The organism is Asticcacaulis solisilvae, from assembly GCF_017875235.1.
In the GTDB taxonomy this organism is placed as follows: Bacteria; Pseudomonadota; Alphaproteobacteria; order Caulobacterales; family Caulobacteraceae; genus Asticcacaulis; species Asticcacaulis solisilvae_A.
In genome coordinates this window covers 426,615-439,449 of sequence record NZ_JAGGMI010000003.1, presented here as the reverse complement: position 1 = coordinate 439,449, position 12,835 = coordinate 426,615, and the positions used below count along the sequence as shown (strand labels likewise).

The 12,835-nt window shown below is 56.0% G+C and carries 7 protein-coding genes; all 7 read right to left on the bottom strand.

Annotated features, from left to right (window positions below; translation table 11 throughout):
* Positions 1-286: 286 nt before the first annotated feature.
* Complete coding sequence (locus tag J2X24_RS08420; protein WP_209719433.1) at positions 287-2,887, bottom strand: DEAD/DEAH box helicase; 2,601 nt, start codon at positions 2,885-2,887, stop codon at positions 287-289.
* 140 nt (positions 2,888-3,027) lie between these two features.
* Positions 3,028-4,208, bottom strand: a protein-coding gene (locus J2X24_RS08415) for an IS3 family transposase (RefSeq protein ID WP_245344528.1) whose coding sequence is annotated in 2 segments (ribosomal slippage) — positions 3,028-3,959 and positions 3,959-4,208 — 1,182 coding nt in all. Because the reading frame shifts where the segments join, the coding sequence is not laid out codon by codon here.
* Positions 4,209-4,317: 109 nt separating this feature from the next.
* Positions 4,318-5,646 (bottom strand): AbiJ-related protein, encoded by a 1,329-nt coding sequence (locus J2X24_RS08410; RefSeq protein WP_209719431.1) that lies wholly within the window; start codon positions 5,644-5,646, stop codon positions 4,318-4,320.
* A gap of 75 nt (positions 5,647-5,721) precedes the next feature.
* Positions 5,722-7,044, bottom strand: coding sequence for a hypothetical protein (locus tag J2X24_RS08405; protein ID WP_209719429.1), 1,323 nt, complete (start codon positions 7,042-7,044; stop codon positions 5,722-5,724).
* A gap of 66 nt (positions 7,045-7,110) precedes the next feature.
* Positions 7,111-10,338 carry an error-prone DNA polymerase gene (locus J2X24_RS08400; protein WP_209719426.1) on the bottom strand — a complete coding sequence of 1,076 codons (3,228 nt, stop codon included), beginning with the start codon at positions 10,336-10,338 and terminating at the stop codon, positions 7,111-7,113.
* 5 nt (positions 10,339-10,343) lie between these two features.
* A complete protein-coding gene (locus J2X24_RS08395) occupies positions 10,344-11,777 on the bottom strand; it encodes a DUF6504 family protein (RefSeq protein WP_310002931.1) in 1,434 nt (477 codons plus the stop codon).
* A gap of 1 nt (position 11,778) precedes the next feature.
* Positions 11,779-12,534, bottom strand: a complete 756-nt coding sequence (locus tag J2X24_RS08390) for an ImuA family protein (RefSeq protein WP_209719420.1) — start codon at positions 12,532-12,534, stop codon at positions 11,779-11,781.
* Between the last annotated feature and the right edge of the window lie 301 nt (positions 12,535-12,835).

Genomic DNA, 12,835 nt, shown 5'->3' with positions numbered 1-12,835 from the left:
CAATAGCCAAGGCTATCGACATCTTCACACCAGCCGAATGCGCCAACATGTTCGCCGCAGCCGGATACGATGCTACGTGATCGGAATCTGCTCTAACTCGCGATAACTCCCTATTATCACGACTTAAATTAAGTCTGATCGAGGCTGCGTGTGGCCCCCTTCCAGCGGCAATAAGCCTATCAGCGCGTCGTGCAATTAATTGCAAGAGCGCACCATCGTAAAAAGACCGCGAGAAGACGAGGTGGCCATCATAGTTGTGAAATTATCAAACCAACTGCACGCAAAATCAGCCGGCAAGTTGAATTCGGGACCGCTGCGCCAGCACACGTTCGATTTCTCTCTTCACCACGGACGGAATTGCCAAAGTTCGCCATCGTCGGTCAATCAGCCGTTCGATTACGGCTGTCTCGTCCAAGTCGTTGGATGCCAAGTACTCGTTGATGGCAATTGCGCTTGTTCGTGAAAGGCCAATTCCTATGAGCGACAATAAGGTTTTGGTCGCAACGCCGTACTCAAGGTAAAGATCGAATTTTAAGTCAGCAGGAAACAGTTCCGCTTTGCCCACCTCGTGCATGTGGAAGCGAATAACATCTAGGTATGCCGAAAGATATTTGGGAACGCGGAAGCGCGCGAATTCCTCAACTTCCTTCATCGTGTCCCTAATAATTTTTGGGATATTGTCTGCTCGAGAATGTCTAGCAGCGTAGGAAATTCGATTTTTTATTATCTGGCCTAACGGTAGGCCGCGTATCCATTCGACTGTAACAAGCGCGTGTAGCAGAATTGGCGGACTAAACGCAGGAAATAAGAAGCGTTCTATCCGATCGAAAACAATGGCAAACTGATCGACAGCGTCGTCACTGCCTGGATCGGATGGAAGAAGATTTTCGACTGGACCTTCGTAGGCTCGAAATGAGTTCAGTAAGGTTTGCAGCGCGATCGCGCTGACGCCTGAATGGCGTGTAAGTATTTCCATGGGCAAGTCTATAGTCGCCGCTATTTGCGTAAGAGCAGTATTCAGCTGTGTTGCATATTCCACCTCCAGCCGAGTCGCGGAGGGTGAGTTAAGGAACGAGCCTGTTCGAATATGCCAAGACAACAAGTATGCAACCACTTGTTCCAGACGGGGATTTAGACCGGCTACGGACAAGTCTAAGCGATTTTCCAGATAGGGTAACAGCTCGTTGTTTGCGGCGAGAACCTGTTCAGTCTCACGCTTGATTGGATAGCGAACTTTTCGAGGCGTTCCGGTTGGCCAGGCATCCGCCCGGTTGACATCAATACAGACGATATTACCGTGAAAATCTTTACCCCATCGTCCGGCTCGTCCGGCAAGGTTCCAAAAATCATGTGCCCCCATTGGCTTGTTATTGCCTTTGCGAGGACCTCGGACAATTATTGTTCGGCACGCTAGATTTACCCCTTCGATTAAAGTGGACGTGCAAACTAGAAACCGTATGGTTCCTTTGGTAAAAAGCCGTTCGATCTCAGAGCGAAGTAGGGAGGGCATATTCCCGTAATGGAAAGCAACGCCGCGCTTTACTAGATCAACCAACTGGAAATCCGGGTGAACGGTATCACGCGCGAAGCTGGAAAGCTCTAAAAGTTCAGTCTTTGCTTCGTCGCCTAGTGCGAACGAGTCGCCAAGTCCATCATAAATCTGCCAGGCAAGCTTTTCTGCTTCATCAGCTCCGTTTGCGTAAACAAGTGTGCCGGATTGCTCTCGTCCTATTGCCAGCGCAACATATGAAATTCTCTTTCTTATGTTATCTGGGCGGTCATGAAGATAAAACTCACCCACAGGTGAAACAATAGCGTCCCGGTAAAGTAATAGTCGCCACTCATCTGATTTTCTTGGGCGTTGTTCGGCAACAATGAGATTTTGGGTCACTGTTGAAGTGTCACTTGGAACTACGGATACGACCGATCCATCGGGCGCATCTGAAAGGAGATGTTCCGGATTTTCGGTCAGAGGACTTAAGAATATGAACCTAGTCCGGTCGCTAAGTCGTTCTAGGCGTTCAATTGCGTCTTGTAGTATAACGCCGCGTAGACCGTCGCCTATTTTCTGCGCCTCGTCAACTACGACGATGTCAAATCCGGGCGGGGTACTAAGCCCGTTGAGAAATATGTGAAGTCGTTCCTGAGTGAAAACTAATATTGTAGGCTTTTGTCGATCGCCGAGTGCTGCGAGCGGTAAGGAAGAGACACGAATGTCGTGTAGATTTTGCGCGTTAGCTAAATCCAATAACTCACGCTCAATTTCCCCGACGAGGGCGCGCGTCGGTGCAATAAACACGGCTAAGGTTGCTCGCCGATACGCGAATTCCTTCAAAAGCCATTGCAAAACTAGATAGGTTTTGCCCGATGCAGTAGGTGCCGAAGCGGACGTCCATTGCGCCTGCTCGAGCCCGTCCCAAAACGCCCTTTGAAACGTGTTTGCTTTGATGGTTTCGGCGTTTGTTAAATAAATTGATTGGGTAATTTCGCGGCGTGCAGTGAGCATTTGCTCTATGGTGCCCACACGATCTTCAAGGCCATCTGCAATTAAGCCGCGATTTTCAGCTAATTTAACGGCTCGGGAGTTCGAGAGCTGACCTAAAATTAGGCCGCACGCATCCCGCACTTCTGGTCGATTGGAGCAGAGAAGGCCCGCGTGTGATATCAATAAAGCGGCGTCATTGGCGAGTGTATCTTGTCCCTGAGCTAAAATACTTGCGCCAAGGAGAAGGCGTTGCCAATTGGGTTCAAACTCAGAAATATCTAATGGAAGGCGAAGTGACGAGATTTGTAGACTTTTCGCTGCTGACAGTCTCGCCAACAATTCCAATTCATCCTTTAGTCCGTCCGTCGATAGAAGCCAGCTTCGAAGCTCGTCAATCGTCATTTTCAACTCCAAGCAGTTTTAGAAATTGACGTCGGAACTCACCAGCAGACGGTATTGGGACGCAGACAAAATGTATGTGGAAGTTTTGCAGACTCTCTGCTGCGACGCGGGTTGTGACCCAGCCCCTTGATCCGGGCCGTTCATTCTGAGAGTCCGTTCGCCTTTCTTTCTGTTTGTTGGTTCGGGGTCAAGGCCCGCGGAGCGGAGCCCTTGCGGAGCTCAAGCGCAGCGGGCCGTCGTGGGTGGTATTTTTGAGCAAACTGGCTCGGCGCCAGCCCGCCGAGCGAAGTGTGCGGCCGGTTGAGATTGTAGTCGATACGCCAGGCCTCGATAATCTGGCGGGCCTCGCAGAGCCTGTCGAACAGATGCTCGTTGAGGCATTCGTCCCGCAGGCGGCCGTTGAAGCTTTCAATGAAGGCGTTCTGGGTGGGTTTGCCAGGGGCGATGTAGTGCCATTCGACGCGGCGATCCTGGGCCCATTTGAAGACGGCATGGCTGGTCATCTCGGTGCCGTTGTCGGAGACGATGGTTTTCGGCCGGCCGCGAGCGGCGATAAGCCGATCGAGTTCACGAGCCAGCCGCAGGCCCGAGATCGAGAACTCCGGCAGCGTAGCCAAGGCCTCGCGGCTGTAGTCGTCGACCACGCACAAGACGCGGAACCGTCGGCCGTTGGTCAAGGCGTCAGAGACGAAGTCGAGGCTCCAGCGCTCATTCGGCCTTGTCGGTAACGTCATAGGACGGCGCGTTCCCAGCGCACGCTTGCGGCCCCTACGGCGGCGGACGGCAAGCTTCTCCTCCGCATAGATCCGGTAGAGTTTCTTGTGGTTGGCGCCCAAGCCCTCGCGGGCCAACAGGATGCCAAGGCGCCGATAGCCAAACCGACGGCGTTCACCGGCCAGTTCACGCAAGCGCGTGCGCAGGGTGTCGTCACCGCCAACTTGCTTCTCGTACTGAAACGTTGACCGGTCCAGTTCAGCCAGGCGACACGCCCGACGTTCGCTCAAGCCATGCTCAGTCATGATCGACTGTACGGCCCGTCGCTTCACATCGGGCGTCAGTAGTTTTTTGTCGCCAGGTCCTTCAGCGCAGCATTGTCCAGCATCGCCTCGGCGAGCAAGCGCTTCAGCCGACCGTTTTCCTGCTCCAGGGTTCGAAGCTTCTGCGCATCGGACACCGTCATGCCGCCGAATTTGGCTTTGTATTTGTAAAATGTCGCCTCCGACAAACCATGCCGGCGGCACAAATCCGCCGCCGAAACTCCGGCGTCGTGTTCCCTGATCATCGATATGATCTGCTGTTCCGTAAAGCGGCTCTTGCGCATTGGCCATCCTCTTCATCGACGACTCTGCAAATTGCTGGCCGGAATTCAGGGGGCTGGGTCAATGGGCTAGATCACAATTAGGAAATTTCCACAGCCGACTGTGGCGGGCCTAGCTGAGCCGATGTGCCTTCCATAGCCCATCGAAGAAAGCTGTAATAACCTGTTCCGAACCTCTGCCCACCAACTCGTTGGCGCCAAAGCGATAGACTTCGTACCCAAGGAGTCGCAGCTCTCGGTCAGCCCGCACCATATTTGCGTAAGCAGGAAGGGAGGGCCGGTCGCCCTCGGCAAAATGGTGTGATCCATCGACTTCGATCACAACGCGTTGGGCGTTTGGCAAAAGCATTAGAAAGTCCATGCGCTGACGGAAAAGGCCTTCGCGGTGTGTTAATCGTCGGACAATTGCTGGGTCGTAGTGCAGGTAGACTTGCGGAATCAATGCGGGGAGTCTGGAGCCAAAACGTGCTTTGTATGTCTTAAAATATTGGCCAAACAGATTCCGTTCCGCGTCAGACTGAAGTGACAATCGAAGCCTTTCGCCCAGGGTTTTTGCGGGATCAGGCGCAGAATCCAGGTTTACTACTGTCCACCAGGAAACTAAGTCCGCCCACAGCAGTCCCTCGACTTTTAGAGGCTGGTCGTACACCAGGCAGCTTTCGCAATGCGACAGCACGATGATGTCGTTATTAATTGCGTCTGCAAAGCCAATTTCAGGCTTGGGCCCTGCGCTAGCGAAAATTAGGTTTTTGGCAGCGCCCTTGACGCCCCTTCCTATTGGTTCGACGCTGTAGATCGGATATCCGGAAACTTCTTGAGATGGAGTAAGCGTGAACCCGTCACGACGAAGGTGGATATTGATTTCCTCCGCCAATGCTTTTTGCTCTGGACCGGCGCGAGCGATTGGATGCAGGGCGGCCTCAAGCAATCTGCAAAATCGCTTAGTTGAACATTGGTCGGCCCCTACGACATTGAATAGATAGTCGACCTCCCAGTCTCCGCGGAACGTCAGCATGTGGCGCTCAATTTCATCGACCAAGTTCGTGTAGCCAAAGCCCTCGACGATAATTCGATCCGGGAACAAATCTGCCAATATTTTAATTAAGTCTCCCTGCCCCATTAAATCGTCGCCGAAACATTTGCCAATTTCGCGACGAGTGATCGCGCTAATTTGGCGGTCTGCGGCTTCAACCTCCTTTTGGCCAAGCTCCTCGAGTTCGAAGTTATTGAAGCGTTGGCCGACTGCAATTGCGGTAGCGGCGATCTGATCATTTGTCATCTCGCCGACTGCGGCCCGAACGCGCTCAGCTTTGGACATGCCCTCTCCATTCGGCACTTCGAAGCCGAATTCTAATAGCGCGTCCCGGCTGAGGACTTCGTGGGTCCAGCGCGTGGATAGAGTGCTAACGATGCCTGAAATGAGAATGCCGGTTTGTGTCACCCTGCCCCCTGCCAATTTTGCGTCGAAAACGTGTATGTAGTCATCCGAGTTCCGGCGGCAAGAAGTCTAAAGAACTCAGGTATTGGGGCTGCCCTGGTCCAGGACGTCGGACAGAAATTGATCCCTTGGTACTGCGCCATTTGATGACGCTCCATGCTCAATCAGTTTCCATACAACTTGCTGTGCTATCCGCCTCGCCAGTACCCGTTTTTCGCTCGGAATCGGACCTGTCCAGGACCCGTGGAGGTACTCACTTCGAATTTTGAACAGGGTCTTGTAGGCATCTCCCGCGGCGGCCGAACCCAACAATCCGCTAACTCGGGCCGCGACTCGAGCTGTCGCTCGAAGGTCCTTGTGACGTTGGCCCTTTCGCCCGCTCATAACATGGTCCAGCGCTGCGCCTAGCCCGGCTTCAATAGTCGTAATGTGAGCAAGAAATTCCTCTATTCCTTCCCCCGTAAAGCCTTTGATCAGGAAATGTGTGACCGGTGGAGCGAACACGGGAGAACGTCTAGCCAGTTCGCAGTTATTCCAAGCGGCTTCTGAAATTGTCGAGGCAATCGTGCTGGTGTTTTCCAAAGGGTGCACGATAGGGCGCTCGATCTCAACTTGCTCACCATAGCGATCTTCAAAAACGAATGGCTCCCACGAAAGGGTATCGTGCGATTGAGGCTGCAAAGGCCGGGACAGAAGGTCGTTGGACGCGGTATAGTACCAAGGAATTTTGAACGGATGCCAGTCGAAGTCTTTCCAAGACACCCAGTCCTGCCAAGGCGCCGAGGCGAGGAAAAATATTGCTTCGTTTAAAGCATTTGGGAATTGCGGTGTATGAGGATCTATTTCACCGAAGTCTTTATCGAAGCGCTGATACAGGATTGGGACCGATCGTTCGCCAGGTTCCATTGGAAGGGCGTGCTCGTCGGAGACAACAAGCCACTGGAATTCAGAATACTTGGCCCAATCGACCGAATTAATCCATGGGTAGTGCCGAAGTCGTGCTTCTTGGAAGAGGTCTTTGAGCTCCGCGGCGTCAAAGGTACGGATTGTAGCACTGCCAAAGGAGAGAGCGGGAAGCTCGTCAGCTAAGTTAAGAGGACAAAGATATTGGAGTTGGACCCTAGTTTGCGTGAAAGCCGTGTCTATTATTTCAGTGGCTGCCTCAATGTCGCTGTTCCAGACACCGGCGTCGCGTGAAATCCAGAACGGTGCCCCGGCTGACTGGAGTGCGTCACCCAATGCAGACTGGGTACCAATGCGATCATCGCGAAGGCCGAAGCGCTGAAGACATATATGACGTAGCGCTTCGAATTCTGGCATCGCGTAGAGTTTGTCCCAGTGAAGTGGACCCGCTCGCCAGAGCTCCGATAGAGCAGAGCGAAATCTGTTTTCATCAGTCATTGGTTTCTGCTCCCGCGCACTTCAGTTTACTGTTTATAGAGGAAGCAGCACAGGGGGACCAACGAGCTACCTGAAATCCCGGCTCGAATGTCTCAGGCTGCCATCCTGCACGAAGCCCGGCACTCGGTGATCCCAGTTCGGCCCACCGTTGCGGAATTCGTCGCCGGGCTGGCGCGGCGCTTTGAGCGTTACATCCCTCCGACCGACGCTAGCAAGCATCGGCGATAGATCGGCCATCGACCGTGTGATCAGATGCACCACTTCCCCTTCCCTCTGGATGTAGCCGCTGACGAGCAACATGCTGGAGCCGTAGAGCACCGACTTGTATTCATCGCCGGTCTTTTCCCAGACTACGATATTGGCGTCACCGCTTTCATCCTCGATTGTCATGAAGATGACGCCATTGGCCGAGCCCGGTCGCTGACGGACAAGGACCATCCCGGCGACTTGGACGTAGCGCTTGTCCTTTGAGCGCATGGCGTCCTTGCAGGTGATGATACCGCGCTTCGTTAGATCATCGCGCAAGAAGCTGAGAGGATGCGGGCCCAGGGTCAGGCCGACATGATTATAGTCTTCTACAACCTCGGCGCCGGCCGTCATTGGCTTTAGGTCCATGGGGGGCTCTGTCACGCCTGGCGCACTGTGGCCGGCGCCAACAATTAGACGGTCGAACAAAGGCAGTTCACCGTCCCCCAGCGCGCGGATCGCGAACAGGGCGTCGCGTCGCGCCAAACTGAAAGCCGGTTTAAAAGCGTCGGCCTTGGCCAGGCGCTGCAATGTCGCGGTCGATGTTCGCGCTCGCCGCCAAAGTTCTGGTATCGATTTGAACGGCATGTCGTCGCGATGAAGAACCATTTCGGCGATGTCGTGGCTGCGGACGCCGCTGACCATGCGGAAACCCAGGCGAACGGCGAAGCGCCCTTCCCTGTCCGTTGGCTCCAAGGTGCAGTCCCAACGCGAACGGTTGACGCAGATCGGCCGTACTTCGACACCGTGCTCGATAGCGTTCCTGACAATTTGCGCCGGCGCATAAAAGCCCATGGGCTGGCTGTTGAGCAGGCTGGCGCAGAATACCTCGGGATGATGGCATTTCATCCAGGCGGACGCATAGGCGATCAAGGCGAAGCTCGCGGCGTGGCTCTCAGGGAAGCCATACGATCCGAACCCCTCGAGTTGGGCGAACAGCTGCTTGGCGTAATCCTCAGAATAGCCATTGGCCATCATCCCCTCGATGATCTCGTCGTGGAATTTCGAGACGCCGCCGGTGTGCTTGAACGTCGCCATGGCCCGCCGGACCAGATCGGCCTTGCCTGGGCTAAAGCCGGCACATTCGACGACGACACGCATCGCCTGCTCCTGAAAAAGTGGCACACCCAACGTCTTGCCGAGGATCGCTTCGAGTTCGGGCTTCGGAAATGAGACCGGTTCCTTGCCCTCCCGGCGCCGTAGGTAGGGATGGACCATGTCGCCCTGGATCGGACCTGGCCGGACGATGGCGACCTCAATGACCAAGTCGTAGAACGTCCGGGGTTTGATCCGCGGTAACATGGCCATCTGGGCGCGGCTCTCGATCTGGAAGGTGCCGAGCGTGTCAGCCCTGCGGATCATGGCGTAGGTTTTCGGGTCTTCAGCCGGCATGGTGGCAATATCGAGCTGAACGCCCTTGTGGTCCGCCAGCATATCGAACGAGCGTTTCATGCAACTCATCATGCCCAACGCCAAACAATCCACCTTCATGAACTTCAGAGCGTCGATGTCATCCTTGTCCCATTCGATGACCTGGCGGTCCTTCATTGCGGCTGGTTCAATCGGCACCAGTTCGTCGAGCCGGTCGTGCGTCAGGACGAAGCCGCCAGGGTGCTGTGACAGATGGCGCGGCACATTGAGCAGATCGCGATGCAGGGCGATGGCCAATTGCAGGCGCCGGTCCTTCAGATTGATGCTTAGGCCCTCGGCGTCGGCTTCGCTGAAGCCACCGCGGTGCCAATGATGGATTTGACTCGATAAGGTCTTGATCGTGTCTTCGGGATATCCCATCACCTTCAGCACCGCGCGGATGGCTCCGCGCGTGCGGAAACGAGTGACCACGGCCGTCAGGGCGGCGTGGTTTCGACCATAGGTCTCATAAACCCACTGCAGGACTTCTTCCCGCCTCTGGTGTTCAAAGTCGACGTCGATGTCTGGCGGTTCGCGCCGCTCTTCGGAAATGAACCGCTCGAACAGCAAATCATTGCGATCCGGATCGATCGAAGTGATTCCAAGCACGAAACATACGCAGCTATTGGCAGCTGAGCCGCGTCCTTGGCACAGGATGTCCTTCGACCGGGCGAACTGGACGATGGAATTCACGGTCAGAAAATAGGGCGCGTATTCAAGGCGCCGGATCAGGTCGAGCTCGTGTTTCAAAAGGCTGATGACCTTGTCGGGCACACCCTCGGGGTAGCGCCATTTCGCGCCCTGCCATGTCAGGCGGCGCAAGGCCTCGTCGGCCGACAGACCGGGCATCAGTCTTTCTTCTGGATATTGGTACCTGAGCTCGTCGAGCGAAAACCGGCATCGGTCGACTATTTCCTGGGTGCGCGCTAAGGCCTCGCGGTAGTCGGCGAATAGCCGCGCCATCTCGGCACCGTCCTTCAGATATCGGTCAGCATAGAGGTGGCGGAGGTTCCCCATGGTGTCGATCGTACAGTTATGCCGGATGCAGGTGACGACGTCATGGAGCATGTCGCGGTCATGGACATGGTAGAGAACGTCATTGGTCACCACGGTCGGCACCCGGTGTCGGAAGGCCAGCTGTGATAAAGCGTGCAAACGCAAATGATCACCCTGCCGGCGGCGCAGACTTAACGACATGTAGGCGCGATCAGCAAATAGCGCCTTGAGTTTGCGCAGGCGTTGCGCGCAAAGCTCGTCGGCTTCGTCCGAAACCAGAACCGCGATCAGGCCCTCATGAAAATCCTCGACATCCGCCCAGCTAAGATCGCACTTCCCCTTCCCGGCTCGGCCTTTGCCAACCGACAATATACGGCAAAGCCTACCGTAGGCCGCGCGATCGGTCGGATAGACAAGAAGCGACATGCCATCGTTGAGGTCCAGCCAACAGCCAATGATCAGCCGGACCCCAGTGGCTTGCGAAGCCACGTGCGCTCGCACCAGGCCAGCAAGAGTATTGCGGTCGGCGATCGCCAGGGCGTCCATGCCCAGCGCCTGCGCCTGAAAAAACAGCTCATCAGGTGAGCTACAGCCCTGCAGGAATGAGAAGTGCGAGGCGCATTGCAGTTCGACATAAGCCATATTCGCTAACCGAACTTGCCGTGAAGGTACCAGTGCAGTGAACCGGTATCGCTATGCTGTCCGTCGCCTGCCCGGAAAACCCAAAACCGCTCACCGCTCTCCACTTCCAGGACGAAGTAATCGCGGACCTTGCCGGCTTCGCCGTCTGTCCGCCACCATTCGCCCTTCACACGTTCAGGCCCGTCGGCACGTGCGACCGCGTAGCGCTGGCCGCGCCAGGTAAAAGCCTTGGGTGGGTGGTCCGGCAAGACCGACAGCGCTTGGATGGACTCGGGCCTGTAAAGCCGCAACGGACGCCGGAACTTTGCGTTCCGAACCGATCCGAGATCCGTTGCCGTCGGCGGCAAGCGTCTCACCGCCCGCTCGGGTATGTCTGTCGCAACGGACACGGCACGGAATAGACGTCCCTCGCCGTAGCGGTTGGCCAGCGTATCCCATAGATCCTCGACTTCGGTTCGGGAGGCCTCTGCAAAACTGCTTGCAATCTGGCTATACGCCAAAGGTTCTGCGTGAATGGCGGTCATCACCATTTTTTCTATGCCGAAGCCAGGATCGACAGTCTCAATCTTATCGCATAATAATTTGGCTAGGCGCCGCTGATCGCGTACCGGCTTTGCCGTGGCCACGCTTACGACCTCAATGCGATTGTCCACCCGGATAAACTGCAGGTCCAGGCGCCGGGCGCCCCGGCTGGCCTCTTCAAGTCGTTGGCAAATCTGGGCGACCAGACGACGTGTGTACTTTTCCAGGGTTTCAGGCGCACCGATGGGCTCGGCGAATACCTTCGAAACGGATATCAGCTCAGGACACTCCACCGGAATAATCGGCTCGGCCGTTCGGCCGAATGCCTGGTCGACCCGCCGGAACATGCTTGGACCATATCGCCGCGCCAGCGGCGCCCGCGGTTTTGCCGCCAGTTCGCCGACGGTGTCGATCCCGAGAAGCAACAGCTCCTGGACCAGTTCAGGATCTAGCCGCAAGGCGCCGATGGGCAGGGCTGCGATTGTCTTCGATGTCTCGCCAGGCGCGACGATACAGACCGTTTTTCCGCCATACCGCGCCAAACCATGCGCGGCGCCCCAAGTATCGGCAAGGGCGGCATATGTGGCCACGCCGACCTCGTCCAGCCTGCGACGCATGTCCGCCACGAGACCGGCTTCGTCGCCATGTAAATGTTCGCAGCCGGCGATGTCCAAAACCAGCCCATCGCGCGGGTCGGCCGCGACTATTGGCGAATAATGCCGCAAAGCCCAGCGGGCCAACTTTTCAAGGGCAAGTGCATCTGCCTCTGGATCGGCATCGAGGATCTGTAGCCCGGACACCAGTACCTGCGCTTTGGCAACAGGCATGCCACGATACAGCCCCGCCTGACGCGCAAGATCATCGACGGCGGATATGATCCGCTTCGAGCCGACCTTCGATTTTAGAGCGAGCGGCACATCACGAGGCGGCGCGTCGCTGTTCGCCCGCCGAAGCCGATCGGTCGGCCACGTTGGAAGGAAAAGCGATAAGACCCTTGGCATCACACGCCTCGACTTCAAAATCGGCGCAATCCCCTCCCCTGCACCGCATCAACTCCAATAACCATCGTGACCGGCCGACGCCGCGGACCGGTAGAGAGGCAGATTGTGTTTCCGTTACCCGCCAACGCGTATAGGCCGCCGTTGGATTGCCGAAATCCCGCGCGTCCACCTGGCGTTTCCAGCGGCGCACGGCGATTGCCATGGTGCCGGTTGTTTCGGCAGCCATTTGCAGGCGCTGTGAAGAGGTGCGGGAAAGCTTTGCGACCTCGCCAACGACGGCCGTCAGGCCTCCATGGCGCAGCGCCTCTTCGCAGCATCCCAGAATGGTCTCGTCATCCGGGGCCTCGAAGAATACGACGCGATCCTCGGTCAAACCCGATTGCGCGAGTGCGGGGCTGAAAAGGTCTGCTTGGCTGAAGCACCAAAGCACCTGTCCCCCCGTCCGCGCAACAATGCCGGCTGCGAATGCAATTGCCGCTGCGCCGTCTACCGCTCCATTGGCGCCGCCGGCGATCTCATGAAGAGCGCCCAGGGCAAGCCCACCTTTCGGAAGACGGCGGTCGATCTCGGAAATACCAAACGGAAGGACAGAGCGGGTACGCGAGGCAATACAGCTGATCCGTTCGATCTGGTCACGCAGCTCGGCAATGCGGACGGCATCTCGTCGTGACATAGCATGAATGTTCCTTTCTGGAGCGCGCTATTGCTGACACCAAATGGCAGTAATTAATATATTTGTTCTATATTTGTTCTTTTTTGCGAAGCCCGTCAAGCGTCATGAACATGAAGCTCTTGTGTCCCGCACGTATCGCCCGGTTTGCGCCTGGTCGATTGTCCAATGGACGCAACGCCTTACCTCGTTCCGATCGATCAAAATAATTTTGGATTTTCTTGGGGAAAACGTGCCGTATGCTGACCACTCCACTTACAGTCGAACAGGAAGATCAAGATGCTCCGATGGTCCGAAATGAAGC

What these genes read in the sequence shown, in the direction of transcription:
- J2X24_RS08390 (WP_209719420.1), bottom strand. Translation starts at nt 12,534, where the DNA reads ATGTCACGACGAGATGCCGTCCGCATTGCCGAGCTGCGTGACCAGATC.
- J2X24_RS08420 (WP_209719433.1), bottom strand. Translation starts at nt 2,887, where the DNA reads ATGACGATTGACGAGCTTCGAAGCTGGCTTCTATCGACGGACGGACTA.
- J2X24_RS08400 (WP_209719426.1), bottom strand. Translation starts at nt 10,338, where the DNA reads ATGGCTTATGTCGAACTGCAATGCGCCTCGCACTTCTCATTCCTGCAG.
- J2X24_RS08405 (WP_209719429.1), bottom strand. Translation starts at nt 7,044, where the DNA reads ATGACTGATGAAAACAGATTTCGCTCTGCTCTATCGGAGCTCTGGCGA.